This window comes from Mesobacillus stamsii (assembly GCF_030814065.1).
GTDB classification, from domain to species: domain Bacteria; phylum Bacillota; class Bacilli; order Bacillales; family Cytobacillaceae; genus Mesobacillus; species Mesobacillus stamsii.
This window is the reverse complement of the sequence record NZ_JAUSUN010000037.1, coordinates 1-25173: the sequence shown is the minus strand read 5'-3', so window position 1 is coordinate 25173 and position 25173 is coordinate 1. Positions and strand designations below refer to the sequence as shown.

Sequence of the window (25173 nt, the reverse complement as noted above, 5' to 3'; positions counted from 1 at the left end):
TATTAGGCACGCCGCCAGCGTTCGTCCTGAGCCAGGATCAAACTCTCCAAAAAAGAGTATGAGTTTAGCTCATAAGTTAAAACGTTGGCTCATGAGCTTCTATAATAGAAGCCATGATAATTTATTGTTTGTTGACGCTTGTTTGTTTAGTTTTCAAAGAACAAATTGTGTGCGTCGCTCAGAAGCGACTTTCTTAATATATCACGCGCTCGACTTGATGTCAATCACTTTTTTAACTCGTCATTTGAGCAATTATTTGAATGGCTCAGCAGCGACGTTTATTAATATATCAGGATATACAAGATTCGTCAACAATTATTTTTTAAAAAATTTTATTCCTTTGATCTGTTTTTTTTGCAGGCATATATTTCAGGCATTCCTTTGGAGATGCAACTCTTTTAAATAGCGAAAACAAAATTTGATATCGTTCGCTCATTGCCCTTTTTACAAGCTGATTGATTCGTTCATCCTTCATGTCGAACAAGATTTCATCCATCTCTCTTTTGATTAAACATTCTAGCTCCTTTACTTCCATCTCATTAATCAGAACACCAAGCATAGATACACTCCTGTTCATCTCTTTTGTGGTTTTTAGTGTTAGCCATTTTACTGATTTTTATAATCGGAAATTTATTTATCATATCTTTTTCATTCTTGAATAAAAATTAGACAAGGAGTGCATGGGACGAGGTGGGGGAAAAATGAATTTCTTTTATGTGATGAATGCCAGATCGATTAAAACCGCTTTTGTCATCGTTGTCGCAGCTTTTTTTACAGCATGGTTCTTTTTCATGGAGAATATGGTTCAACTTCCTGCTTTTTCAGCCAAAGATGGGCCAAAAGCAATCTATCAAGGGGAAAAGGATTTAGCTCTTACCTTCAATATTGGCTGGGGGGACGAAAAAGCAGAACCTATCCTCGATGTCCTGGCAAAAGAAAAGGTTGGAGCGGTTACTTTCTTTCTCTCAGGTTCCTGGGCGGAAAGCCACCCAGATCTAGTCAGCAGGATAGTCAAAGAAGGATATGAAATTGGCATGCTTGGGTACAATTACAAAGATTACAGTGAGCTGGAGGACGATAAAATCAGGAGAGACATCATGATGGCACAGGAGGCCTTCAAGAAGCTAAACGTGAAAAACATTAAATTGCTTCGCGCACCTACTGGCCAATTTGACCAACGTACACTGAAAATTGCCGAGCGGCTCGGGTTTACGGTTGTCAGTTGGAGTCTTGATACGAAAGACTGGACCAATCCTGGTACTGCAGTCATTGTCGAGAATGCTTCAAAAGCAAAAAAGGGTGACATCCTTTTGATGCATGCCTCTGACTCTGCCAAGCAAACAGCTGAAGCACTGCCGCTGGTAGTAAAAAATATTAAAACGAAAAATTTAAAGATGGTTACTGTATCTGAAATGATCGCAAATGGTTCCTCTAAAACAGTAGAAGTGAAGTAACCGCCCAGTGCTAAGAATTGGGCGGTTTTTTTTGTGCTTTTTTTATTGACTTTGTTTTTGCTTCGAGCGCTTTCCTTTCCTCCATAGACTTCTGGTTTAGCTTATGAAGGACCATTAGTTGGTACGCGTTGCTGATTAATAACGGAAAAAGCATGAGATAAATCCAGCTATGCTCATTAACTCGCAGAACCGGCACCCATTCAATTACTGTCACAACAATCATAAAGAACATTGCCGGTATAAAAGCTTCTTTATTTGTTTGTTTTGCCTTCAGAATTGCAACGATCAAGCCGGCAAGCAGTACGATTGCAGCTATCCCTATGTATGGAAGGATACTATCTCCGGTTTTAGCAAATGCATTGTACCGGAGATACACAAGATCAAAAAGCACGAATGCTATCAGGATGATCTGTACGAAATTCCAATAGGATCTAAATACCCCAAGACCGAAACGATGGATTGTTAAATAAGCAAAGAAACCCATTTGGCTTAGAATGCTAAATATAAGACCAACGCCCATTAGCCATACTAAAATAGAAAGGAATTCAAGCATGTGAAATGTACTTAACAGTTGCTGGAATTCACTCCAACGGACAATAAAGCCAACCACGGCGGTCGTTACTGATCCAACAACAAGCGTGGTGAGAAACAAGTGTACCCAATTACGGCTAGTCACGGTTTTTCCCCCAAAAACGAAAATAAATGCACGATATGATTGTACCAATGTGAATTTGAAAAATCTAGCGTCGTTATTTGTGTATAACAAATTGTATTCCTACTAATCCTACCATTAGGGCTGTCTATGCGAAAGGGGAATAAGAAATGAGAAACTGGATAAGTGTGATTCTCCCCGCTTCCTTTTTATTTTTAGCTGCCGGCTGTGCTCCAACCGACTCAGGCGGGGGACAGGTTGATTATGAAGAAACAAAGAAGATGATGGTCGATATCCTGAAGACGGATGATGGGAAAAAGGCGATTCAGGAAGTGATGAGTGACGACGGGATGAAGGAAAAGTTGATTATGGATCAGCCGGTCGTAACTGATACAATTGAGAAAACTTTGACTTCAGAAAAAGGCATGGAATTCTGGAAAAAATCATTTGAGGATCCAAAATTTGCTGAAAGCATGGCAAAAAGCATGAAGCAGGAAAATGAGCAACTGTTAAAGGATCTGATGAAGGATCCGGAATATAAAGGCATGATGATCGAGGTTATGAAGGATCCGGAATTGGAAAAAGAACTGACGAATCTCCTCCAAAGCAAGGAGTATCAGAAGCATTTGCAGAAAGTCATCACCGAAACATTCGAAAGTCCGCTGTTCAAAGCCAAACTTCAGGCATTGATTGTGAAAGCAGCTGAAGAAATACCGACTCAAAAACCAGAAGGCGGAGAGAGTTCCGGTAGTTCCGGCGGAGGATCCGGGGGATAATAGCTCGGTCACCTTGACAACGCCTCCCTCCCTATAACGCCACTTCCTGGGGCTGTCGGATTTGCACTTCCTGTGCCTACCCGCCCTATAATGCCTCGTCCTGTTGGCGGGTTTACTGAAAAAAGCCTCTCCAAAACTTTGGAGAGGCTTTCCTTTTACTTATTTTTCAAGCTTTTGTACGATTTCTTGAGCAATATTCATATAGATTTTGCCAATTTTATCATCTTCCTGATAAATTGAGGGAGCAAAGTCTTCTTCATTCCAGGTTGGCTGGCCTAGTGGCAGCTTGCCTAATACTTTTGTATTTAGCTCTCCTGCCAGCTTCTCACCGCCGCCTTGTCCAAAGACATACTCTTTTTCATCAGTCAGATTGCTTTCAAAGTAAGACATATTTTCAATAACGCCGAGGATCTCATGTTCGGTCTTTAATGCCATTGCACCAGCGCGCGCAGCAACAAATGCGGCTGTCGGGTGCGGAGTTGTGACGATGATTTCCTTGCATGATGGCAGCATCGTGTGGACATCCAATGCCACATCCCCTGTTCCTGGTGGCAGGTCTAATAGCAGGTAATCAAGCTCGCCCCATTCTACTTCATTGAAGAAACTGTTCAGCATTTTGCCGAGCATTGGCCCACGCCAGATAATCGGAGCATTGTCCTCGACGAAGAATCCCATCGAAATGACCTTCACGCCATGTCTCTCAACTGGAATGATTCTTTCCCCTCTTACTACCGGACGCTTCGTAATTCCCATCATATCAGGAACACTGAAGCCGTAAATATCCGCGTCAACTATTCCTACTTTTTTGCCCAAACGCGCGAGTGATACAGCAAGGTTAACAGAAACGGTTGATTTCCCTACTCCACCTTTCCCACTGGCGATCGCAATAAAGGTTGTTTTGCTGTTAGGAGACAGCAGGCTCGCATCTTCTTCCGGCGCAGATGCCTGGAATTTTGCTAAAGTTTCCGCAGGTAGCTCAAAGAACCGCAAGCCAACGGAATCTGCTCCAGCACTTTTTAAAATATGAACGATTTCTGTTTGCAGCTGCAGCTGTTCTGCCGTGCCCGTTTTCGCAATGCCTATTTTAACGCTTACATGATTCTTTTCTTCTTTGATCTTTATTTCCTCGATGGCATGGAGCTCTTCGAGAGTTTTATGTAAAAATGGATCCTTAAGGGCTTTTAGGCTTTCTCGTGCTTTCGCTTCCGTTATCATTCTGACACCTTCCTTTATAAAATTTATCTCCATTTTAGTATAACATAGAGAGAAAATTACGAAGTGTTAAACCTATCACACCTAATGATTTTTTCCGAAAGAATCGTGTCATTTTTCCCAAAATTTTTGTTCATTTGTAAAATACCGGAGGATTCCTTGATAGATAGATGCTGCAACTTTTTCCTGGTATGTCTCCTGTTTGAGATTTGCTGCTTCGTCTGGATTGGACAAGAAACCAATTTCGACAAGCACTCCCGGCTTATTTGTATGTTTCAGCATGTAAAGACTGTTTGCTTCTTTTGCATCCCGGTCCGTGTTTTCTAGGCTGCGGCGCAATTCGTCCTGAATTAGCTTGGCTGCTCGTTTGTTTTCTTTGTATTTGGTGGAGTAAAAAGTCTGCGCACCTCTCCACTTTGACGATGGGATCGCATTTAAATGAATCGACGCAAAAAAATCGGCTTCTGAATCATTGATCAAAGTGATACGCCTTGTTAAATCCTGGACCTTTCGTTTGCTATAACCTTTAAGGCCCCTATCCGCAAGGTCGACGTCTGTCTCACGCGTCATGATGACAAGCGCACCTTGCTGCTGAAGGTAATCCCGCAGCTTTAGGGATACATTTAGCGCAATTTCTTTTTCAAAAGGATCTTCCTCCCCAGCTCCCGGGTCGACTCCTCCATGCCCCGGATCTAGATAGATAATTTTTCCCGACAGCGGCAGGTTCCAGGATTCCCATGAATCATTTTCGGTAAAATCATACTGCAATATGAGGAACAGCACAGCAAGGCCGGCTGCAAATAAGCCAATTTTAAGTTTCTTTCGCATGTTCTAAACCATCCTTCCAACCCTAATAGTAAACTATATGGGACAGGCAGACGGTTTAGAACTATGCAGTTAATGCAGTCTTAGTTTGTATTTCTTTTCACCCTTCATGAAGCCATCTCGCCACCAGCTGTCGATATACTGTTCACAAAGGTAGTAAAGCTCTTCTGAGCCAATCGCCTCTTCTCCCTTTCCCCAAAACAGGAAAAAGTTATAAAGAGTATCGATCAAATGCCGCTCTTCTTTTTCTGAGCGAGGCTTCACCGTTTCGATTGTCTCGCCAAAATAACCGAAGCGGCTGAACTTGGCGCCAAGTAAATACGCCTCGATTGCTACATCATAACAAGCTTCCTCGATTCCTGAGTTCATAATCAGGTTGGAGGTTAGCCTCGAAGATCCAAAATATTGCTTCACCCTGGATTGCAGGTTGGTAATGGTTAGTTCACGGAGCATCGAACGCTCATATTTCACTTGTTTTTGCTTTCTTTTGTCTATAAAGGACGTTACGACGTTCAAAGTATTCTCACCCCTTAGGAGTAGTGTTCAACCTGCGGGGTCGTGTAATGCAACCAGAATGGACGATTCCTTTTCCAGTTTTCACAGTCGTTTACTGATTATATAACCTTATATAAGTAAATTTTCCAATAAGCGTCATTTGTTTGAAAAATCCTTTGCAAATCAAGCTGATTTTCTTGAGCATTTTCAATTGGAACTGCGGACAGAATATACTCTCCACCCATCTGTTTAAAGGCTTCCATATCTAAATTTAAGTTCTGAATAACCTTGGTTGAATCCTTGGAAAACATATAATGTTTCCCTAATTCATCGACAAAAATATAACTCCTGCCACCCCATTGATCAAAATACTTCGCCAACGTTTTATTTTTGGCTAATTCTGGGGCGATGATTTTCCGAAACTGGTGTTTATAGGATAATGGATAAAAATTATTGTACGTATCCAAGGTATAAAATCCATTGTACTGCGCAATGGCAGGATGTAAACCAAGGCTTGCCACCCGGTAGTCCTGAACAGGTCTCCCGATAAACTTCTTGATCTCAGTAAATTCTTGTACCGCATAAAATTCTCCAAAGGAAGGCGAATGACGATACCATATTTGTTCGTTTGAAGGAATTAATACCCCGATCTGAAGCACCGCAAAAACAACCGCTGCGATGCGCCATTTTTTTTGATATCGCCATAAGATTTGGAGGGAAACGGCAAATAATATGTAAATAATCATCGGTCTTAAATAATGATAGCGGGAAAAATTGAATGTGTTTAAAATACCAATACTTTGCTTCAACGGCGCCCAGCCTTCGTACCACCAAAAGGCATACCAAACGGATAGCAAAAAATTGGTTATATGCAATCCAATAAATAATTTCTCTTGCCTAAAGCTTTTTTGTAAAATTACAATCACAAGCGCAAGCAAAGACACCGGCAGGATGATAAATTCAAAAACAGTTTGATCCTGATTATGACCAATAATGTAATTTTTGAAAATAAGCCGGATCGTTCGAAAAAAGGAATTGTTGGACCCGAAAAACTCCGACCGATTTGTCTGTTCATGGGAAAAAACAAGAGCAGCAAGGTCTCGATATTCAATTGCTAAATAAATAACCGTCATGTAGGCAGTGGCAATAAACATTCGCCACTGCGGTTTTTTAACCCGGATCACATCGACTAGCCAAAATACCCCCATCGCACTCAAGAAAAAGAAAAAGCCCAGCATAAAAGTCGAATAGAATGGCAAAAGAGTAATGGTGACAATACTTACAAACGTTTGTTGCCGGTTGCGAATGTTCAAGAAAGCCCACAAAGCTAATGGCATTCCCATTGTACTTAACATTCCATTTGGCCAGAAAGGAGTCAATGCAAAGGTTAAGGCTGCAACAATTCGGATGAATCCATCACTTTCTTGTTTGATCACATATTTTTTTAATAATAAATACATTCCTAAAAAGGCGAAAAACCGAGAAATCAATTGGTTAAGCCCATAGGCAATTACAGGAGGAAAGAAGCGGAATAATTCGACAATTCCGTACCATTCCGAGTAATAGGCATTTCTTGATAAATGCCCGTTAATGATTTGCGGAATATTCGCCTGAACAGAACCAAATAACTGACCACTTTCGTTCAAAACCTTATACCAGGCGATATTCGAATCCAAATTATCATGAATTCGCATATGAGCTTGATCACCAAGAATAAAATAGGGGGCAACCCAAAGACCAATGATCAAAATACTTATGTAAAAATACACTCTTTCATTTAGTAAAGCAGTTTTTTTCATATTTTCCATTCCTTTTTACGAATAAACACTGGACTGTTAAGCCAGTGTTTTTATGTGCTTTTTTTGTGGAAAAACAAGAAATTTTTGCAATGTATAATTTAATAAAGTATATAAAACCGTACTGAATAAAATCGCAATATCGGATAATGTAGCAGTTGAAAAAGCTTCGGTAGGTGCCAACATCCAATACACAGCTTGCTTTCCTATATAAAATGATAGGAAATAACAGCTTAGAATAACAATAATAAAGCGAATCAAACTTTTCGGCACATTGGTATTGCTTTTAAACGTGAAATTCCGATTAAAATAATAACTCACACTTGCTCCAGCTGCATTTCCTAAAAAGGTTGCCTCCCAATAAGAAAGTCCAAACAAATGAAACAGTACAAACATTACAGATAAACCAACAACGGTATTGCCAACTCCTACTATAATAAAGCGAATAAAAGTGCCATTCATTTTCCCACCGACTTCAAAAGAACTCCTAAACTCTGTTTGCCTTGATTCTTATTTGAAAACGCGTCCACTTCAATCGCATACCTGGGACGTTGTTTGACCTCTCGATATATTTTTCCAATATACTCGCCAATAATTCCTATCCCCAAAAGTTGTAGCCCCCCAACAAACCAGATTGAGATGATTATCGAGGTCCATCCTGATTCAGTATGTCCAACTATTTGTTGAAAAATGGCATACCCTCCAGCAATAGCACTAATAACCACCGACAGAAAGCCTAATAAGGTCACAAAGCGAATTGGCGTAACACTAAAGGAAGTAATTCCGTCAAATGCAAAGGCAATCATCTTTTTCAAAGGGTACTTCGATTCCCCAGCAAGCCGTTCTTTTCGGTCATAGTAAACCTTTGTTGACGGAAAGCCAACAAGTGGAATGAGTCCCCGAAGAAACAAATTTGCTTCCTTATATTTGAATAGTTCATCTAATGCTCGTTTGCTCATCAACCGAAAATCGGCATGATTGGGGATCAGATTAATTCCAATTCGATTCATAAACCGATAAAACCCTAATGCCGTGGACCGTTTAAAAACTGTATCAGTATCTCGTTTGTCCCTTACTCCATAAACAACATCAAAGCCTGCCTTATATTTCTCCACAAACGTCCGAATGACATTCCAATCATCCTGAAGATCGGCATCAATGGATACTACGCAATCTGATTGTTGATTCGCTATTTCAAGGCCTGCTAGGAGGGCATTCTGATGTCCAACATTTTTTGCTAATTTCAAGCCTTTAGAGAATGGACGATTCTCCATTTCCTGTTCTATTAACGACCATGTTCGGTCCTTACTTCCATCATCTACAAAGAGGATTTTGCTGTCCTCCGATATTAGACTATCTTCAAGTAAACTTGCTAACAATCCCGATAATTGTTTCGCGGTTTCTGGTAAAACTTCTTCCTCGTTATAACACGGAACGACAATTGTTAAGATAGGCCGACTCATTGCAAAAACTCTCCCTCATTATCCATATTGATATCCTTTTACCTGTTCCCATTTTCATTGATGATGTAACCAAAAAACGGTAGGGTAAGTTTGAATAGTGCTATAGCTAGATATCCATTATGTAAAAAATAACAAATCAGCATGAAAATTAGCTGTTAAATACATGAAAGAATTTTCATCAAAGCAAAAAACTCTTATCAAGATCAAGCTTGATAAGAGTTTATAGATTTATGGAATTGCAATAAACGGTTAATCAAACATTAACTGCTATTTTTAGTTGTTCGCATAGAATTGTTGATATTTTTTAGGTAATTGAGTGTATATTTCCTTTACTTTTTCTTTATATTCTTTTCTATACTCCTTAATATCTGTCTCATAATTTATTTTACCACTTTTATCATATAAGTACTTACCGAATATAACTCCAGCAATATTCCATGAACCATGCAAAGGAGTATTCTCTTCTGACTCATTTTCATTTAAAAATAAAAAATCCTATATCCATCTTTTCTCATCCAAAAGTTGTAGGAAAAGTTCAAGCTTTCTGCTGAGGGAAATTTTGTTAATTCCTTTTATGCTTAATACAACAAACCAATAAGGAGAGATGCTGAACATGAATAAAAAAGTCGTAATGATTACTGGTGCTTCCAAAGGCCTAGGAAAAGCATTAACAATGGCATTTGCGAAGGAAGGAGCAAGACTTGCCATCTGCTCAAGATCCGAGAAAAGCCTAGAAAAAGTAAAACAAGAAGCCGAGGGTTTAGGTGCTGAAGTATTGGCGATTCGAGCAGATGTATCACAACCAAGGGATGTGGAACGTTTCGTAGCCTTAACCCAGGAAGTATATGGACAGATCGATGTGCTGGTTAATAATGCTTCCGTATTAGGCCCTAGTCCAATGCCCCTGCTTCTGGATTATCCTGAAGAGGATTTTGCAGAGGTGTTAAGAGTCAATGTAGTCTCCGCATTTCTAGTCAGCCAGAGAGTCATCCCTATCATGCTCGAGCGTAATGAAGGTTCCATTATCAATGTGACTTCTGAAGCTGGCCATGTTGGCTATGCAGGCTGGGGAGCATATGGAGTTTCAAAATTTGCTGTAGAAGGACTCACTCAAACATGGGCAGATGAGTTAAGTGCTACCAATGTTCGTGTAAATATGGTCGACCCAGGTGAAATGGACACGGAGATGCATCAGCTAGCTATTCTTGATTGCGATTACCCTTTGGCAAAACCTGAGGATGTGGTGGACATCTTTCTTCATTTAGCATCGGGTAAGGCCAAAGGGATAAATGGCCAGCGCTTTGAGGCTCAATCAGAGGAGGGATTGGAATGAAAGCAGGTGTAATGGATTTTTATCTGCCTGAAAATCTAAATGCGAACCTTCCTCCGGAAAAAAGAGGCCTAAAAAGAGATCAAGTAAGGTTGATGACGCTAAGCAGAAAAACCGGTGAAATCCAACATGATCGTTTTGATCACCTTCCGTATTTTCTTCAGCCTGGAGATTTAATCATTTTAAATAACAGCCGTACTATCCCTGCTTCGCTACAAGGAGACTGCATCAGGGAAGGTGTTCAAATTTTACCAAGAGTGGAAATCCGTTTAGCCAGACGGATTTTCGATGACACGTGGGACGCCCTCATCATAGCGAACTCTGTCAGGATGGGGGATGTTCTGCACTTCTCAGAAAAATTGACTGCTACCGTGATCGCCGAGATCGACACATCCCCGTTAAAGACGATTAAATTCAATAAAGGCGGGAGTGAATTATTAAATCTTATCTATATTCTTGGTGCCCCAATCCGGTATGAATACATCGAACAACCATGGGACTTGAATTATTATCAAAATGTCTTTGCCACCCACCCTGGTTCTGTTGAAATGCCATCTGCCGGCAGAGCCTTTAGCTGGGAGCTGCTATTTGATTTGAAGAAGAAAGGCATTCAAGTTGATTTTATTCAATTGCATACGGGTCTGAGCTATCTGCTTGAGGATCATGTGGACCCAAAAGAAAATCCAGAGGAGTATCACATACGACAACATACAATGGAACAGATTTTAAAGGCTCATTCTTCCGGCAAAAAAGTCATCGCGGTTGGAACGACAGTCGTCCGTGCTCTCGAAAGTGCAGCGAGAAATGAGGAACTCTCAGGTGCTACCAATTTATATATTGATCAAGATTCTTCTCTAAAAATAGTAGACGGAATCATTACTGGATTTCACGAGCCAAGAGCTAGCCATTTGGATATGCTGACTGCCTTTTTACCAAAACATCACTTGTTTCATGCCTATCAACAGGCAATTCACGAAGGCTATTTATGGCACGAGTTTGGCGATATGAACCTGATCATATAAGGAGGGAATATTTTATGCGGCTTCATCATTATGGTTTGGAAGTCACCAATCTTGAAGAGTCGATAAACTTTTACACAGACTTATTGGGGTTAGAACTGGAAAGCAGGCATTCTTTTCTCGGGGAAGAGATTGCGTTGCTAGCATCGGGGCATTTTAGACTTGAATTGGTTTGTCATTCACAGAGCACAAACACTACTCATCTATGTTTTGAAACTTCCGACCTTCAGCAAGTGATTAAGACTTTAGGTTCAAACCAGATAGCAGAAGGACCTTATAAACTGGATAACGGGTGGCAAACTGTCTTTTATGAAGGACCTGATCAGGAACTAATCGAATTTTTACAGGTGTGATCTTCACACAAATCATGCACCAGTTTTTAACACCTTACAATGAAAATTGAGCTATAATGACATTAGATAACAGGACGGTGAAGGAGATGCTGGCATGACTAAGGAAGCGCAATTTGAAGAAAACGGCATCTTGAAAGAAATTGCAGAACTGTTAAACGAAGGCACAGACACGAAGACCATGCTATCAGATGTCCTGAAAAGGCTTTTGTATGTGACAGGACTTGAAACAGGCTGGATTTTTCTCATTGATGTTGACGGAAACCACGAACTTACAGCAGATTTCGCTCTTCCACCTGCTTTGGCAATGAATCAGAAGGAAAGAATGTGTCACGGTAAGTGCTGGTGTGTGAATAAATACAATAACCATACCTTAAATAAAGCTACGAATATCATTGAGTGTAAGCGAATTGAAGATGCACTTGACGATGGTGCTGGGGAAACCTGGGGATTAACCCATCACGCTACAGTCCCCCTCCGCGCAGGAAACGAACGGTTCGGTTTATTGAATGTGGGTTCACCTAACAAAACACATTTTCATAAGAATGAGCTTGCCCTGCTCGAAGCGATTGCCTACCAGGTCGGTACAGCATTAAAACGCATCAACCTCACTCAGCGGGAACAAGAAATAGCGCTGGTTGCTGAAAGAAACCGGCTTGCCCGAGACCTGCATGATTCGGTGAACCAGCTATTGTTCTCTCTCAGCCTGACCGCCAGAGCTGGAATGGAAATGACAGAAGATGAAGAAGTGAAACAAACATTCAGCTACATGCAGGACTTGACCCAGGAAGCACTTGGGGAGATGAGATCCCTTATTTGGCAGTTGAAACCGCGGGGTCTTGAGAATGGACTCGTCAGCGCACTAAAAGGTTATGGGGAAATGCTTGGCATGAAAGTGGAGGCTAAGGTGACAGGAGCGACCAGCATACCAGGAAATATAGAGGAAGCTATATGGCGAATTGGACAAGAAGCGATTGCCAATTGTAAAAAACATTCCGGCGCCGCTGATGTATTTTTATCCCTTCACACTTCTTGGAACGAGACCATTTTAACCATTAAAGATAAGGGCTGCGGTTTTCATTATAATGAAAACCTTTCGATTCCTTCATTAGGTTTAAAGAATATGAAAGCAAGGACAGAAGCACTGAATGGCCTATTCCGATTGCAAAGTCAATTGGGAAATGGAACCGAAATCAAGATAACCATTCCACTCTAGGGGGAGAATACATTGACTATACGCATATTAATCGCAGATGACCATCATGTCGTCCGAAGAGGCCTCGTATTCTTTCTTAAAACTCAACAAGACCTTGAAATTATCGGAGAAGCGGCAAATGGAAGAAAAGCAGTTGAAATGGCAAAGGAGCTCAAGCCTGATATTATCTTGATGGACTTAGCCATGCCTGACATGGATGGTATTGAAGCTACGAAGATTATTAAAGAAGAAGTGCCCAGCATTAAAATCATGATTCTCACCAGTTTCTCTGACCAGGACCATGTCATCCCCGCACTAGAAGCAGGTGCCTCCGGATTCCAATTGAAAGATATCCAGCCTGATGAACTCGTTTTATCCATAAAGAAAATGGTCAATGGAGAGAATCAGCTTCATCCGAAAGCCACATCCCATTTATTAGCCAATTTATCTCACGGCAGCAATCCGAAAAAAAGCTTACTAGATGAATTAACGAAACGAGAACTGGATGTCATAAAAGAAATCGCTAAAGGAAAGAGCAATAAAGAAATTGCCGCCTCCTTGTATATTACGGAAAAAACAGTAAAGACTCATGTATCTAACTTACTGGGGAAACTCGAGCTGGCTGATCGAACACAGGCTGCGCTTTTTGCAGTGAAAAATAAATTGGTGGAATAAGAAGGACGAAAAAAGCTGTGAAAAGAAGATTAATCATCTGTCTGCATTGGACAACGTATAAATGAGAAATAAAAAAGCCCCACCAAATTGGTCGGGAGCTTTTTATTGCGCCAAAAATTAACGCTTTGAGAACTGAGGAGCTTTACGAGCGCCTTTAAGACCGTATTTCTTACGTTCTTTCAAAGGCGGGTTTATTTACCGTTATATGGAAGTTGATAAACCGATTTAATTCAACGTTTTTCCCTTTTAGGGTTTTCTTATCGAGGGTAAATTAGAGGACAAGCGATTGCCTTATTTTGTTCGTTTGTTTGGAATTAAAGACTCATTTATCTGCGTCGACGGCAACAAGCGGGTGAAAGCAATGGCTGAACGAGGGGATCAAGATTTCAGGGGGTATGTGTTTTACCCGGAACATGTGGAACGCGCCTTTTTTGGCCCCCATTCCAGACACAAGGAACCATTTTCATACTGGTGAGTCGACCAATGCATCCCCTCCTCCAGATGATGGAAAACGGGAATGAACAAGACATTATCGGAGTCACCCAAATGCATCTCTGTCGATAACTTTCGCATAAAAATGTTGGAACCCATCTAAGAGACGGGTTTCCATTTTTCATCTATTTTAGTTTAAGCACGGTGATGATTTTCAGGTGAACTTTCCCTCTTTATTAACAAGGAATAATCCAATTATAATTAGAATCATTCCAGAAATCGTCATTAATTCTAGAGTGTTTTTAAAAACAAAGTAATCTAGAATAGCTGTTACTGGCGGGACAGAATACAATAAACTTGTCACGTTAGTAAGGTTGCCGTTTTGAATCATATAATAAAGAAGAATCGTTGCGCCAACGGATATTACCAGCACCATCCATCCGAGTGATACTGTAAACATAGCTGTCCATTCTATGGATTGTTTCGTAACAATTGTGAGAATAAAGAGGACAATCGCAGCTCCGCTATATTGAATGGCCATGTTCGAAGGTTGACTGAGTTGTATATGTTTTTGTAAGAGTGTTCCTATGGTTATGCTTATAAGTGAAAAGAAGGCGCTGACAATACCTACAAAGCTGAACGTATTGATCGCAATACTATCCGCAACAACTAAAATAAGGCCAATAATTCCTAAAGATAACCCCATCCATTGAATCTCATGGCTTTTTTCTTTTGAAACCATTGTCGTAATAATGGGTTGGGCTCCTAAAAATATGGTCAAGACGCCTGGGGAAATATGATTATCAAGGGCAAGGAAATAAAAAATCTGATAGCCGGCCTGCATACATAATCCGGTCAGTAAAATATAAGCCCATTCATTCTTTTTTTTAGGGATTTCGGTTTTTAAATATAAAACAACTCCCCAAAAAATGAAAGCTGATAGAAAAAGTCTTAGGAACAGAAAAATAAAAGGATCAGCATAACGAAGTCCTAATTCAACGAAAATAGCCCCACTGCTCCACATGATAACAAAAGTATACGGGATGGTTTTTTTCCTTCTTTCTATTTTATGAGGTTTTTCTAGTCCAATTGTATTTCTCATGGTAAGACCCCCCTATCAAAAAAGCCCTTGGTTTTCACCAAAAGCCTTGTGTTTTTTTAAACTTTTAACGGGCTTGGCCATTCAGCCATCGAAAAACGTTCTTTTAGATCGCGCTTTTCGATTAAATATTTTCGCAATGATATTGCTTTTTCATAAATTGCGTCATCACCGGAAGCTTCTGCAATTTTTACTAAAACATCATAGCAGGAAGTAATCGGTACATTTTTATAGAAATGTATTTTCGATAATAGAAAAACGATGTCCTTAAAATTGTATCTGGAAATTACGTTAGACAATGAACGAATCAAGTCTGCTTCAAAATTCTCTGGAACATCTTGTCGCGGAACAATATAAGGGCTTACGTTAGGATTGTATGTATCCTTTTTGACGAAAATATCTTCAGGACTAAATTCGCCGGGAAAAGCATAATCCAAGCAGAGGAAGATCCGGCTGTCACTAGAAAAGTTTACCGCTGCATGAATGATGGCTGCATCCAAAAACCAAACTTCACCTTTTCTCATTTTAAAAACGTTTTCCTCGTCTGAATGGAAGGCCAATTCATTGTCTTCTAAAGGGACAAATACACGGAAATATTGTGATTTTTCCTTTGTTAATTCGACAAAATCTTTATGAGGAATTACCATGCCATCTACTAAATTACGAGTTCTTACCATTTTTAAGTTATCAAAAGTGAAATTTTCCTTAATGAGTTCATCCACATATGCTAACTTTTGACCATATTCTGTTTGCTGGATCGCATGGTCATAATCACGATACATAGTGTCGTTCTTATCATCGGTTGCATTCCAGAGCGAGCAGTTTTGCCAAAATCCTGTTCCAAATTCATCATATTCTTCTTCGATTTTCGGAAATGAATCATGAATTTTCAGATCTTTTTTTAACTTTTCGTGATCGATGTCAGTTTTTCCCAGAATATAAGATGACATTATGCATCCCCCTTAATTTTGATTGATGGAAGAACAGTTGCCGGCAAGTTTACCATCATTTGAAAAAGATAAAAGTGATCCTAGGCCCCATTTTTTACCTGATTTCATTATATAATGGTGATATTGTTTAATAAAAATTGATATTTTGAAATATAATAATCGATATTTTTGAAGGAAGGGGTATGTGGAAATGGAAATACGCTATTTACAAACGTTTAAAGCCATCGTGGATTTAGGCAGTTTTACAAAAGCTGCGGAATTTTTGGGATATGCCCAATCAACTATTACCTTTCATATTAAGTCAATTGAAGATGAGTTGGGCCGCCCGGTTTTCGATCGTATTGGAAAAAAAGTGTTCCTGACTGAAACTGGACACCTCTTAATGCCCCATGTTATAAAGATGCTTTGCATTTATAAGGATTTAAAAGATGTCACAATGACCTGTGAAGATATGAAAGGCGAATTAGTGATTTCTGCACCGGAAGCATTGTTAATTTATAGGCTCCCCGCGGTTATTAAAGAATTTAAAGAAACCTATCCAAATATAGACCTTAAATTAAAACACTTGGACCCTTCTAGATTAAAAATGGATTTATCTCAGGGCGATGTCGATTTAGCTTTTATTGTAGATGAGGAGAGGAAAGAAGAAGGAATTTATTTTGAAAAATTGGTGAAGGAGCCCATGATGTTTATTTCGCATGATTATATACCTTTATATGAAAAAGGCTCCCTAAAAGATAAAGTTCCTCTTTTTACAGAAAAGGGATGTGGCTATAGGACTCTCTTTGAAAAATTGATAGAGCAAAATATAAGCCATAAGGATTCCGTAGTAAATAAAGGAATGGAATTTTGGAGTATAGAAGCTTTAAAAGAATGCGTTGTATGTGGTCTTGGCATTGGAGTATTGCCGTACATTGTAGTGAAAAGAGAAATGAATCAATCGAATCTGTTTGCGCAAGAGATTAAGGAAAGCACGCTTTCCACTTATTTGGCGTATCACAATGAAAAGTGGGTATCCCCTTCTTTAAATGCATTTCTTAATACCATAAGAAAATATGCTGGAGAATGGGAAAAGGAAACATTCAATATATCAAAAGTGATCTCGTGAAAAAGCCTTATCTACCCGAATTTTTCAATACACCTGAATGCCTGGGTTCCCCTTTGTCGAACACTTTTTCCCCTAACATGCCTTATAGGGGAAGCCGCATTGGTCGGACGTGGACTTCCAACATAAGTCAATCAGCTTAAAAAAGACCTTGATTCACACGAGCGGAAAAAAACAACTACAGACATCAAAAACAAAGACCCCTCATCGTGTGGTTAGCGTAGATGATGAAACACTCGCGAATCTTAAAGAAATGGCGTAGCAGGCAAATACAGCGCTATTTGAAGTTAGAACTCGCTGCTCCTTTTCAATCTAATAATAAGCAACCCATCTTTACGGTCTATATATCTAAAGAACCCGGAGCTACCCCAAAAAATGTTCACGCCATCCGGCATACACAGCCAGTTTGTTGTTTGCAGCTTGTGCTTCCATCAAAGATGTACAAGCCCGCCTAGGCCATACAGATATTCAAACCACGATGGATATTTACACTCATGTGACCGATGAAGCGAAGGAGAAAACAGCTCAGGTTATTCAATTCCAAATTTGGACATGAAAAAGCCCTCCCTGCTCATAAGAGCATAGAGGGCAAAGCCTTGATATATAAGGCTTATTAACGCTTTGAGAACTGTGGAGCTTTACGAGCGCCTTTAAGTCCGTATTTCTTACGTTCTTTCATACGAGCGTCACGAGTTAGAAGTCCTTCACGCTTTAATGTCGGACGATATTCTGGGTCAACTTGCAGTAACGCACGAGCGATACCGTGACGGATTGCACCAGCCTGACCAGTGTAGCCACCGCCATTTACGTTAACGTGGATATTGTAGCTTCCTAAAGTTTCAGTAGCAACAAGCGGCTGCTTAACTACTTCACGTAGGGCTGCGAATGGGATATAATCTTCAATTTCACGATCATTGATTGTAATTTTTCCAGTGCCTGGTACTAAACGAACTCGCGCTACGGAGCTCTTACGACGACCGGTACCGATATATTGAACCTGTGCCAAGTTAATTACCTCCTTTATAATTATCCGCGAAGTTCGTAAACTTCTGGTTGTTGTGCTTGATGCACATGCTCATTGCCAGCATATACATGAAGCTTTCTAAACATTTGGCGTCCAAGAGAATTCTTTGGAAGCATGCCTTTGATTGCAAGTTCAAGCATCTTTTCAGCGTAGTTTGTACGCATTTCAAGAGCAGTTCTTTGCTTCAATCCACCTGGGTGCATCGTGTGGCGGTAGTAGATTTTGTCCGTTAATTTCTTGCCTGTAAGTTCGATCTTCGATGCATTGATGATGATTACATGATCACCAGTGTCAACATTTGGTGTGAAAGTTGGTTTATGTTTACCACGCAGAATTGCTGCTACTTCAGTAGAAAGGCGACCAAGAGTCTTGCCTGCAGCATCAACTACGTACCATTTACGTTCGATATTGTTGGCATTTGCCATAAACGTTGTACGCATGAGTTTCCCTCCTAAATAGTCAAAAAAAAATCAAGTTCATAATTGGTATATTTTCAAACACGATGAAGCTCTTCCGGGGCTGATCGTGGGTTTAAAATACATACATATGATATTTTAACCTGTGGTTGAAAAATTGTCAACACCAGGATTAGTTGTCCTATGATTTTATTATCAATTGAATGGTTCCTTTTGAGACTCCCACCCCTAAAGGGGCAAGCCCTAAACCTTACGGTTTAAACGAGTGGGATTCTTGAATGACTAAGCGTTCTCAGTCCATTTCTGTTTCGAACAGCCTTCAAGATGAGGGTATCTCATTACCCCTCCTAAGACAGTGCGTATAGCACCTTAGGCTGATTGACTGTTACCATCAATCACAGGTGCATATCGAATATTCATAGCACCAACTAAATCTCTATGTTTTTCGAATCCACATGTACACTTGTATTTGCGGTCTTGTGCCTTATTCTTTTCAGAACATTTAGGGCATGTTTGACTTGTATATGCAGGATTCACATATTCAACCTTCATTCCTTCTAAATTCGCTTTGTATTCAATGAATGAAGATAGGCGATAGAAGGACCAACTGTGCAGGTTCTTTTCGTTTTTACGGCTTGTTCTTGCCGTCTGCCGGATGTTCGCTAATCGTTCTAAGCGAATGACAGAAATCTTATTATCTTTTGCAAAATGGACGATTGCTCGACTAACCTTATGGTCTTGGTCTTTCATCCATCGTTGTTCTTTATCTTTTGAATGGCGAATAGCATTTACCTTTTTCTTTTTGCCTAATGTTTTGCGTTGAAAACGGAATTTTCGCTTCACATATTTATTTTGTCTGCCGTTGCCAAAGAAACGCACCTTCTCATCATCTGTTACAGCAACAGCAGGCACTTTTAAGCCCAAGTCTACACCCATGACTTTTAAGCCTGTGCCTTGAACAGTAGGGATCGTGACAGAAATTTGGGCAATCCATTTATTCGCTTTCTTTGTGATACGAAGTGTACCTAATTTGTGTTTTAGCAAATCAAAGTTGCGATGATCCTTATCAACCAACAAAGCACGAATAGGGGTTTTCGTTGCCTTGCCATTAACCATGATTGGCATGGAAATGTGTGTGAAATCAAACGAATAGTTTTGGTTATTCCAAATACACACAGGTTTTTTGAGTACAGGAATGACCTTGTATTTATTTTTCTTCGCTTTTTTGAATACGCTTTTGGCATCTTTAATCGCTTGATTTTTAACGGCACTTGGCAGGGAAACAGAAAGATCTTTGCTTGATTTCTTTGTGCTTTTCTTTTCGTCAACCATTTCAGAAACGAGGGTGTTAATGATGGAAATGTAGGATTGACTCATTTCTGACAAAATAGAAGCCTGTTCTTTTGTTGGAAGCAGTTTGACTTGAACCGTTATTGTTTGCGACATGTTTCACCCCCTTGTTTTTTGTTGTTCCACATAACGTTTAATCGTTTCACTTGATACATTTTCTGCGGTAGATACAAAATAGGAACGTGTCCAAAGGCTTGGCAAGTGATTTAGATGAGGAAATTCCTCTCTCAATTTTTTAGAAGTCACTCCTTTGATTTTTGCCATAATATCAGCAGGACTAAATGTTGGTAGCGCGTTCAAAAACATGTGGGTATGGTCTTTTTCACATTCTAAAGCGACAAGAACGATTTTTAATTCTTCACATATTTCTTGCACTAATTGTTTGAATCGCTCCTCTACATCGGTACGAAGGAATAGTTTCCTTCTATACCGAGGACAAAAAACGAAATGATAGTTGATTAATGATACGGTTGTGTTTGTTCTTCTATATTCATTCATATACATATTGTATCAGTATTGTTTATAAACAGCAACAGATATACAATAAATATAGAGTGAAATTTTCAGATACTTAAAGTACCACAAAACCTTGCGTTTTTAGTGCTACTCCGTATCTGACCTCACTCTCATCCCACCCCTAAAGGGGGTGCTATCGCACCGTAGTGGGCTTTCCCGTTCGGAAAATCTGTAAAAAACATTCCACAAGAATAAACCGTGTCCAGGTGCAGTCTTGCCTGCCAATGTACGGTCACGGGCCTCCAACAGCTGAGGCATGCTGTTGGCATCCCTTCTGCCCGTTCCGACCTCTAGCAAGGTTCCGACGAGGATTCTTACCATATTGTAAAGGAAGCCATCTCCTGTGAACCGAAATACAAGCAGTCCGTTCTCTTCGAAAAGATCCATTTCCTGCAAAGTCCTGACCCGGTCTTTCACTTCGGTTTTGGCCGAGCAAAAACTAGTGAAATCATGCGTCCCCAGCAACAGTTTGCCAGCTGTCCGCATTGCCTCATAATCTAATTCATATGGAAATTGGTAAGCATAATTCCGCTGAAAGGGATCGCGATGCTTTGACAGCAATAGAAAGTATCGGTACTCCTTGCCGATTGCATCAAAGCGGGCATGAAAATCAGGCCTTGTTAATTCCACTGCACAGACAGCGATATCATTTGGCAGCAGCGAATGGAGCGCGATTTGCCATCTGGATGGCTCCATTTCGAGTGTTGTATCAAAATGAATCACCTGGCCGCGGGCATGGACTCCTGCATCTGTACGACCTGATGCACTCACTCTTATGTTTCGCCCTTTTTCTAGTTTCTCCAGTACCTTTTCAAGCTCACCTTGGACCGTTCTTTTGCCAGGCTGTACTTGATAGCCTGAAAAACCGGTGCCATCGTAAGAAATAATACATTTGATTCTTTGCATACTATTTACCCTCTTAAAACGAATAATAGAACGGTGACGGCTCCAAGAAAGAGAAGCATTGCGGTATCGACCATGCCCCACGCCAACTGACGGTACTTTGTTCGTCCTTCGCCGCCCTTGTAGCCCCTTGCTTCCATTGCGACAGCAAGCTCCTCCGCCCGCTTAAAGGAGCTGATAAACAACGGGATAAGCAAAGGAATGATCGCCTTGATCCGCTCTTTGACAGGGCCGCTGTTATACTCTACGCCTCGTGCCGTCTGGGCCTTCATGATTTTATCGGTTTCCTGCATGAGTGTTGGAATAAATCTCAACGAAATCGACATCATCAAAGCAAGCTCATGAACTGGAAATTTCCATTTTTTTAATGGATTCAGCAATGTCTCAAGTCCGTCGGTAATTTCGATTGGCGTCGTCGTCAAAGTCAAAAGCGACGTCACGAGAATCAACAGCAAAAATCTGAGCGAGATAAAAATCCCCTGCCTGAGGCCTTCTTCATAAATTTTCAGCCACCCAAGCTCCAGGATAATAGGACCTTCCTTCGTCATGAAGATATGGAGCAGGAATGTAAAGAACACCAGTAAAAACACCGGCTTCAGTCCTCCATACAAGAACCGTAACGGAATCCGCGACAATCCTACCATCAGGAAAGTGTATGCCGCCAGCACAGCATAGGTTGGCACATTATTGGCAATGAATACAACAATGACAAACAAGAAGACGATAATCAGCTTCGAACGCGGATCCATCCGGTGAAGCAGTGATTCGCCCGGCACATAACGGCCAAAAATCATTTTTTCCATCATCTTTGACCGCCTCCTCTCAAGAACTCTGCAATCATTTCGGCGAGCTCTCTTTCTGAAAGGCTGATCTTACTGAATTTTGTATGAAAAGTTTCTTCTATTTTTAACTGCAGGCCAATAACTTCGGGTACATCGAGCCCAAGCTCTATTAATGCGACTGGATCAGAAAAAATCTGCTCAGGTGTCCCCTTTGTCAAAACCTTGCCCTGATGCATGACGACTATTTCATCCGCATACTTGGCAGCATCCTCCATACTATGAGTGACAAGAACGGTCGATAGATTTCTTTTTTTATGAAGAGTATAAAATAAGTCCATAATTTCTTTTCGTCCACGCGGATCTAACCCTGCAGTCGGCTCGTCGAGAACGAGGACATCTGGCTCCATTGCCAGCACACCCGCGATGGCCACGCGCCGCATCTGACCGCCTGAGAGGTCAAAGGGCGATTTTTCAAGGATGTCTTCAGGCAATCCAACTAATTGGAGCGCCTCTTTTGCACGAGCTTTTGCGTCCGATTCAGAAACCCCAAAATTCATTGGGCCAAACATGATATCCTTTTCTACTGTCTCTTCGAATAACTGATGCTCTGGAAACTGGAAAACAATGCCAACGTTTTCACGAATGCTTTTCAAGTTCTTGTCCTTCCGTCCTGCCTTAATTTCCCGGCTGCCAATCAAAACTGAGCCTTTCGTTGGTTTCAGCAGTGCATTTAGATGCTGAAGAACAGTGGACTTTCCTGAACCAGTATGCCCAATAATCGCAAGATATGTCCCGGAAGGAATATCTATGGAAACATCGGAAATGGCAAGATGTTCAAACGGAGAATCTGCCTGGTATCGATATTCTACATTTTTGAGTGAGATGTCCATAATTCTGTCACCAGCTCTTCTTCTGTCAAATGTGTTTTCGTAAGTTCTACGCCTTTATGACGTAGGAGCTTGCTCATTTTTACCGGAAAGGGGATATCCAATCCAAGCTGAACTAGCTCCTCATCCATCTCGAAAATCTGTTCAGGAGTTCCTTCTCGATAGAGTTCACCTTTGTTCATGACGATGACCCTGTCTGCCTTTGCAGCTTCCTCAAGGTCATGGGTTATGGAGATGACAGTTATATGTTCCCGATCCTTCAGCTCACGAACTGTGGCAATTACTTCTGCACGTCCCCGTGGATCAAGCATCGATGTTGCCTCGTCCAAAATGATGATCGCCGGCTGCAAGGCAATCACACCTGCAATGGCAACACGCTGTTTTTGGCCGCCCGATAGATGGTGCGGCTCTTGATTCAGAAAGGTTCCCATTTGGACTTTATCAAGCGAAGTCTGTACACGCTCTACCATTATCTCCCGCGGCACACCGTGATTTTCCAGACCAAAAGCCACATCATCCCTTACTGTTGTTCCAACAAACTGGTTATCTGGATTTTGAAAGACCATTCCAACATTTTTCCTTACTTCCCATACTGTCGCTTCAGTCAGCTCTGTTCCGCATACCGCAATCTTTCCCTGCTGAGGAAACTGAAGTCCGTTCAATAATTTGGCCAGCGTCGATTTTCCCGAACCATTATGACCAACAATCGCCAGCCATTCCCCTTCTAAAATATCAAAAGTGATGTTTTTTAGTGCAGGCGTCTGCTGTCCCTCATAGCTGAACGATACGCCGTCTATCGTTACTAGTGGTTTGCTCATCTCCGCCCTCCTCTCGACTCTTCTATCCTATCTATTCTCATTTTCCTTTGTAAAAAAAAAGCCTGCACCTCTCCCCGCGCGGAGGAAATCCGCAAAGTGCGGTCCTTAAAGGACTGGGGAGAAGTGCATGAGCTAGACGAGTCAGGCAGAACAGCTCCGGTACGCGATCAATCTAAATCAATCCGCCACCGATCCAAAGTGGTTTAAGTTCCCTGGAATAACCAGCCGATGGGCAAGTGAACTCTTCTTTCCATTGGCCTGCGCATCATAACGCTCGTTTTTGGCTTGTACTGCTTTTTTTCATGTTCGGAAGAATATAAGAAAAAAAGGGGATGAAACAAGTTTGTATAAACTGTCCATCGCCCTTGCTCGAGTGTTTAATGGTATTAAACTAACTCGATAATGACCATTGGTGCACCATCACCGCGGCGTGGTCCAAGTTTCATGATACGAGTATATCCACCTTGACGCTCAGTGTAACGAGGTGCGATGTCAGCGAATAGTTTTTGAACTGCATCCTGGTTTGTTTCAGCGTTTGCAACTTCGTGGCGAACCCAAGATGCTGCTTGACGGCGAGCATGAAGGTCTCCGCGCTTTCCAAGAGTAATCATTTTTTCCACAACTGAACGAAGCTCTTTCGCACGTGTTTCAGTTGTTTCTATACGCTCATTGATAATCAAATCTGTTGTTAAGTCACGTAACATTGCTTTACGCTGGGCACTTGTGCGTCCTAACTTTCTGTATCCCATGAGTTGTTTCCCTCCTTTGTTGAAGTCGTGAGCCGGCAGTGATCAGACTGACAGCAAAATGGCCAGTTCATCAAAACCTAGTCATCCTTGCGTAAGCCTAAGCCTAGCTCATCTAGTTTCGCTTTCACTTCTTCTAACGATTTTCTGCCAAGATTCCGCACTTTCATCATATCTTCTTCTGTCTTGTGAGCAAGCTCCTGAACAGTATTGATACCAGCACGCTTTAAGCAGTTGTATGAACGAACAGAAAGATCAAGTTCCTCAATCGTCATCTCAAGGACTTTTTCTTTTTGGTCTTCTTCTTTCTCTACCATGATCTCAGCGTTTTGAGCTTCATCAGTCAGACCGACAAAAATATTCAAGTGCTCAGTCAGGATCTTTGAGCCTAGTGCAATAGCTTCCTTAGGACCAGTGCTGCCGTCTGTCCATACGTCAAATACCAGCTTGTCATAATTCGTCATTTGCCCTACGCGTGTATTTTCTACCTGATAAGATACTCGTGAAACCGGCGTATAAATAGAGTCGATTGGAATGACACCGATCGGCTGGTCTTCACGCTTGTTTTGGTCAGCAGGATTGTATCCGCGTCCCCTTCTTGCATGCAGACGCATACGCAAGGAGCCCTTGCTTGAAAGAGTAGCTATGTGAAGATCAGGATTCAGTACTTCCACATCACTGTCATGCGTGATCGATGCAGCAGTGATTGGACCCTCGCCCTGTACATCAATTTCGAGTGTCTTCTCTTCCTCAGAGTAGATTTTCAAAGCTAATTTTTTCACATTTAGAATAATAGATGTTACATCTTCTACGACGCCTTCAATTGTTGAGAACTCATGAAGTACTCCATCGATCTGAATCGATGTGACAGCTGCACCAGGGAGTGAGGATAATAGGATACGA

Annotated in this window: 30 protein-coding genes; 8 read left to right on the top strand and 22 right to left on the bottom strand. The window is 41.1% G+C overall.

The features are described from left to right. Positions 1–322: 322 nt before the first annotated feature. Positions 323–559: a hypothetical protein gene (locus tag J2S25_RS18395; protein WP_307192567.1), complete on the bottom strand. Its 237-nt coding sequence runs from the start codon at positions 557–559 to the stop codon at positions 323–325. Positions 560–701: 142 nt separating this feature from the next. On the opposite strand from J2S25_RS18395, the gene pdaB reads away from it, so the two are divergent. Then, positions 702–1454 (top strand): polysaccharide deacetylase family sporulation protein PdaB, encoded by a 753-nt coding sequence (pdaB, locus tag J2S25_RS18390; protein ID WP_044394166.1) that lies wholly within the window; start codon positions 702–704, stop codon positions 1452–1454. A 10-nt stretch (positions 1455–1464) separates the two neighbouring features. Here pdaB and J2S25_RS18385 read toward each other — a convergent pair whose 3' ends face one another. After that, positions 1465–2130: a KinB-signaling pathway activation protein gene (locus J2S25_RS18385; protein ID WP_044394168.1), complete on the bottom strand. Its 666-nt coding sequence runs from the start codon at positions 2128–2130 to the stop codon at positions 1465–1467. A gap of 146 nt (positions 2131–2276) precedes the next feature. Between J2S25_RS18385 and gerD the strand changes: the two genes are divergently transcribed. Further along, a complete protein-coding gene (gene gerD / locus J2S25_RS18380) occupies positions 2277–2882 on the top strand; it encodes a spore germination lipoprotein GerD (protein WP_044394169.1) in 606 nt (201 codons plus the stop codon). Between the two features lie 159 nt (positions 2883–3041). On the opposite strand, the gene salA is transcribed toward gerD, so the two are convergent. The 7 genes from salA to J2S25_RS18345 form a co-directional block, all read right to left on the bottom strand. Continuing rightward, a complete protein-coding gene (gene salA / locus J2S25_RS18375; RefSeq protein ID WP_307192566.1) occupies positions 3042–4097 on the bottom strand; it encodes an iron-sulfur carrier protein/transcriptional regulator SalA in 1056 nt (351 codons plus the stop codon). A 108-nt stretch (positions 4098–4205) separates the two neighbouring features. Next, entirely contained in the window at positions 4206–4922 is a 717-nt protein-coding gene (gene cwlD, locus J2S25_RS18370) for an N-acetylmuramoyl-L-alanine amidase CwlD (protein WP_307192565.1), read from the bottom strand. A gap of 69 nt (positions 4923–4991) precedes the next feature. Next, entirely contained in the window at positions 4992–5435 is a 444-nt protein-coding gene (locus J2S25_RS18365; RefSeq protein WP_044394174.1) for a YbaK family protein, read from the bottom strand. A gap of 98 nt (positions 5436–5533) precedes the next feature. Beyond that, on the bottom strand, positions 5534–7213 hold the full coding sequence (locus J2S25_RS18360) for a DUF6044 family protein (protein ID WP_307192564.1): 1680 nt from the start codon (positions 7211–7213) through the stop codon (positions 5534–5536). A gap of 36 nt (positions 7214–7249) precedes the next feature. Beyond that, entirely contained in the window at positions 7250–7672 is a 423-nt protein-coding gene (locus J2S25_RS18355; protein ID WP_044394177.1) for a GtrA family protein, read from the bottom strand. Continuing rightward, positions 7669–8673 (bottom strand): glycosyltransferase family 2 protein, encoded by a 1005-nt coding sequence (locus J2S25_RS18350; protein ID WP_044394179.1) that lies wholly within the window; start codon positions 8671–8673, stop codon positions 7669–7671. Before J2S25_RS18350 ends, J2S25_RS18355 begins: the two co-directional genes overlap by 4 nt. A 273-nt stretch (positions 8674–8946) precedes the next feature. Further along, entirely contained in the window at positions 8947–9123 is a 177-nt protein-coding gene (locus tag J2S25_RS18345; RefSeq protein ID WP_307192563.1) for a hypothetical protein, read from the bottom strand. A 163-nt stretch (positions 9124–9286) separates the two neighbouring features. Between J2S25_RS18345 and J2S25_RS18340 the strand changes: the two genes are divergently transcribed. The 5 genes from J2S25_RS18340 to J2S25_RS18320 all read left to right on the top strand — a co-directional run bounded on the left by J2S25_RS18340 (position 9287) and on the right by J2S25_RS18320 (position 13242). Then, positions 9287–10006, top strand: a complete 720-nt coding sequence (locus J2S25_RS18340; protein ID WP_044394181.1) for an SDR family NAD(P)-dependent oxidoreductase — start codon at positions 9287–9289, stop codon at positions 10004–10006. Next, on the top strand, positions 10003–11025 hold the full coding sequence (locus tag J2S25_RS18335; RefSeq protein WP_307192562.1) for an S-adenosylmethionine:tRNA ribosyltransferase-isomerase: 1023 nt from the start codon (positions 10003–10005) through the stop codon (positions 11023–11025). The genes J2S25_RS18340 and J2S25_RS18335 overlap by 4 nt, the downstream gene beginning before the upstream one ends. A gap of 14 nt (positions 11026–11039) precedes the next feature. Further along, positions 11040–11375, top strand: coding sequence for a VOC family protein (locus tag J2S25_RS18330; protein ID WP_044394184.1), 336 nt, complete (start codon positions 11040–11042; stop codon positions 11373–11375). A 94-nt stretch (positions 11376–11469) separates the two neighbouring features. Further along, positions 11470–12588: a GAF domain-containing sensor histidine kinase gene (locus J2S25_RS18325; protein ID WP_307192561.1), complete on the top strand. Its 1119-nt coding sequence runs from the start codon at positions 11470–11472 to the stop codon at positions 12586–12588. Positions 12589–12600: 12 nt separating this feature from the next. Continuing rightward, complete coding sequence (locus tag J2S25_RS18320) at positions 12601–13242, top strand: response regulator (protein ID WP_044394188.1); 642 nt, start codon at positions 12601–12603, stop codon at positions 13240–13242. Between the two features lie 117 nt (positions 13243–13359). On the opposite strand, the gene rpsI (J2S25_RS18315) is transcribed toward J2S25_RS18320, so the two are convergent. The 3 genes from rpsI (J2S25_RS18315) to J2S25_RS18305 form a co-directional block, all read right to left on the bottom strand. Then, positions 13360–13425, bottom strand: a complete 66-nt coding sequence (gene rpsI, locus J2S25_RS18315) for a 30S ribosomal protein S9 (protein WP_307192568.1) — start codon at positions 13423–13425, stop codon at positions 13360–13362. Positions 13426–13888: 463 nt separating this feature from the next. Next, positions 13889–14776, bottom strand: coding sequence for a DMT family transporter (locus tag J2S25_RS18310; protein WP_044394191.1), 888 nt, complete (start codon positions 14774–14776; stop codon positions 13889–13891). A gap of 56 nt (positions 14777–14832) precedes the next feature. Continuing rightward, positions 14833–15723 carry an aspartyl/asparaginyl beta-hydroxylase domain-containing protein gene (locus tag J2S25_RS18305; RefSeq protein ID WP_307192560.1) on the bottom strand — a complete coding sequence of 297 codons (891 nt, stop codon included), beginning with the start codon at positions 15721–15723 and terminating at the stop codon, positions 14833–14835. A 190-nt stretch (positions 15724–15913) separates the two neighbouring features. Here J2S25_RS18305 and J2S25_RS18300 point away from each other — a divergent pair, with 190 nt between their 5' ends. Beyond that, the gene (locus J2S25_RS18300) at positions 15914–16831 is read left to right on the top strand and encodes a LysR family transcriptional regulator (RefSeq protein WP_044394194.1); all 918 of its coding nucleotides are present in this window, start codon (positions 15914–15916) and stop codon (positions 16829–16831) included. 610 nt (positions 16832–17441) lie between these two features. On the opposite strand, the gene rpsI (J2S25_RS18295) is transcribed toward J2S25_RS18300, so the two are convergent. The 10 genes from rpsI (J2S25_RS18295) to J2S25_RS18250 form a co-directional block, all read right to left on the bottom strand. Further along, on the bottom strand, positions 17442–17834 hold the full coding sequence (gene rpsI / locus J2S25_RS18295; protein WP_307192559.1) for a 30S ribosomal protein S9: 393 nt from the start codon (positions 17832–17834) through the stop codon (positions 17442–17444). A gap of 20 nt (positions 17835–17854) precedes the next feature. Further along, entirely contained in the window at positions 17855–18292 is a 438-nt protein-coding gene (gene rplM / locus J2S25_RS18290) for a 50S ribosomal protein L13 (RefSeq protein ID WP_044394197.1), read from the bottom strand. A gap of 345 nt (positions 18293–18637) precedes the next feature. After that, the gene (locus J2S25_RS18285; protein ID WP_307192558.1) at positions 18638–19714 is read right to left on the bottom strand and encodes an RNA-guided endonuclease TnpB family protein; all 1077 of its coding nucleotides are present in this window, start codon (positions 19712–19714) and stop codon (positions 18638–18640) included. A gap of 3 nt (positions 19715–19717) precedes the next feature. After that, positions 19718–20116: an IS200/IS605 family transposase gene (tnpA, locus tag J2S25_RS18280; RefSeq protein WP_307192557.1), complete on the bottom strand. Its 399-nt coding sequence runs from the start codon at positions 20114–20116 to the stop codon at positions 19718–19720. 105 nt (positions 20117–20221) lie between these two features. Further along, positions 20222–21040, bottom strand: a complete 819-nt coding sequence (gene truA / locus J2S25_RS18275; RefSeq protein WP_307192556.1) for a tRNA pseudouridine(38-40) synthase TruA — start codon at positions 21038–21040, stop codon at positions 20222–20224. A 5-nt stretch (positions 21041–21045) separates the two neighbouring features. Next, positions 21046–21843 carry an energy-coupling factor transporter transmembrane component T family protein gene (locus tag J2S25_RS18270; protein ID WP_044393862.1) on the bottom strand — a complete coding sequence of 266 codons (798 nt, stop codon included), beginning with the start codon at positions 21841–21843 and terminating at the stop codon, positions 21046–21048. Beyond that, positions 21840–22709: an energy-coupling factor ABC transporter ATP-binding protein gene (locus tag J2S25_RS18265; protein ID WP_044393864.1), complete on the bottom strand. Its 870-nt coding sequence runs from the start codon at positions 22707–22709 to the stop codon at positions 21840–21842. Before J2S25_RS18265 ends, J2S25_RS18270 begins: the two co-directional genes overlap by 4 nt. Next, positions 22685–23524, bottom strand: coding sequence for an energy-coupling factor ABC transporter ATP-binding protein (locus tag J2S25_RS18260; protein ID WP_044393866.1), 840 nt, complete (start codon positions 23522–23524; stop codon positions 22685–22687). The genes J2S25_RS18265 and J2S25_RS18260 overlap by 25 nt, the downstream gene beginning before the upstream one ends. A gap of 386 nt (positions 23525–23910) precedes the next feature. Then, positions 23911–24273: a 50S ribosomal protein L17 gene (rplQ, locus tag J2S25_RS18255; RefSeq protein ID WP_044393868.1), complete on the bottom strand. Its 363-nt coding sequence runs from the start codon at positions 24271–24273 to the stop codon at positions 23911–23913. A gap of 77 nt (positions 24274–24350) precedes the next feature. Beyond that, positions 24351–25173, bottom strand: an 823-nt coding sequence (locus J2S25_RS18250; RefSeq protein ID WP_307192555.1) for a DNA-directed RNA polymerase subunit alpha, incomplete at its 5' end; no start/stop codon positions are given.

Bases quoted from the DNA above. Each gene is read 5' to 3' on its own strand.
- J2S25_RS18395 (WP_307192567.1), bottom strand. From the start codon at position 559: ATGCTTGGTGTTCTGATTAATGAGATGGAAGTAAAGGAGCTAGAATGT.
- pdaB (WP_044394166.1), top strand. From the start codon at position 702: ATGAATTTCTTTTATGTGATGAATGCCAGATCGATTAAAACCGCTTTT.
- gerD (WP_044394169.1), top strand. From the start codon at position 2,277: ATGAGAAACTGGATAAGTGTGATTCTCCCCGCTTCCTTTTTATTTTTA.
- salA (WP_307192566.1), bottom strand. From the start codon at position 4,097: ATGATAACGGAAGCGAAAGCACGAGAAAGCCTAAAAGCCCTTAAGGAT.
- cwlD (WP_307192565.1), bottom strand. From the start codon at position 4,922: ATGCGAAAGAAACTTAAAATTGGCTTATTTGCAGCCGGCCTTGCTGTG.
- J2S25_RS18360 (WP_307192564.1), bottom strand. From the start codon at position 7,213: ATGAAAAAAACTGCTTTACTAAATGAAAGAGTGTATTTTTACATAAGT.
- J2S25_RS18355 (WP_044394177.1), bottom strand. From the start codon at position 7,672: ATGAATGGCACTTTTATTCGCTTTATTATAGTAGGAGTTGGCAATACC.
- J2S25_RS18350 (WP_044394179.1), bottom strand. From the start codon at position 8,673: ATGAGTCGGCCTATCTTAACAATTGTCGTTCCGTGTTATAACGAGGAA.
- J2S25_RS18340 (WP_044394181.1), top strand. From the start codon at position 9,287: ATGAATAAAAAAGTCGTAATGATTACTGGTGCTTCCAAAGGCCTAGGA.
- J2S25_RS18335 (WP_307192562.1), top strand. From the start codon at position 10,003: ATGAAAGCAGGTGTAATGGATTTTTATCTGCCTGAAAATCTAAATGCG.
- J2S25_RS18330 (WP_044394184.1), top strand. From the start codon at position 11,040: ATGCGGCTTCATCATTATGGTTTGGAAGTCACCAATCTTGAAGAGTCG.
- J2S25_RS18325 (WP_307192561.1), top strand. From the start codon at position 11,470: ATGACTAAGGAAGCGCAATTTGAAGAAAACGGCATCTTGAAAGAAATT.
- J2S25_RS18310 (WP_044394191.1), bottom strand. From the start codon at position 14,776: ATGAGAAATACAATTGGACTAGAAAAACCTCATAAAATAGAAAGAAGG.
- J2S25_RS18305 (WP_307192560.1), bottom strand. From the start codon at position 15,723: ATGTCATCTTATATTCTGGGAAAAACTGACATCGATCACGAAAAGTTA.
- J2S25_RS18300 (WP_044394194.1), top strand. From the start codon at position 15,914: ATGGAAATACGCTATTTACAAACGTTTAAAGCCATCGTGGATTTAGGC.
- rplM (WP_044394197.1), bottom strand. From the start codon at position 18,292: ATGCGTACAACGTTTATGGCAAATGCCAACAATATCGAACGTAAATGG.
- J2S25_RS18285 (WP_307192558.1), bottom strand. From the start codon at position 19,714: ATGTCGCAAACAATAACGGTTCAAGTCAAACTGCTTCCAACAAAAGAA.
- tnpA (WP_307192557.1), bottom strand. From the start codon at position 20,116: ATGAATGAATATAGAAGAACAAACACAACCGTATCATTAATCAACTAT.
- truA (WP_307192556.1), bottom strand. From the start codon at position 21,040: ATGCAAAGAATCAAATGTATTATTTCTTACGATGGCACCGGTTTTTCA.
- J2S25_RS18270 (WP_044393862.1), bottom strand. From the start codon at position 21,843: ATGATGGAAAAAATGATTTTTGGCCGTTATGTGCCGGGCGAATCACTG.
- J2S25_RS18265 (WP_044393864.1), bottom strand. From the start codon at position 22,709: ATGGACATCTCACTCAAAAATGTAGAATATCGATACCAGGCAGATTCT.
- J2S25_RS18260 (WP_044393866.1), bottom strand. From the start codon at position 23,524: ATGAGCAAACCACTAGTAACGATAGACGGCGTATCGTTCAGCTATGAG.
- rplQ (WP_044393868.1), bottom strand. From the start codon at position 24,273: ATGGGATACAGAAAGTTAGGACGCACAAGTGCCCAGCGTAAAGCAATG.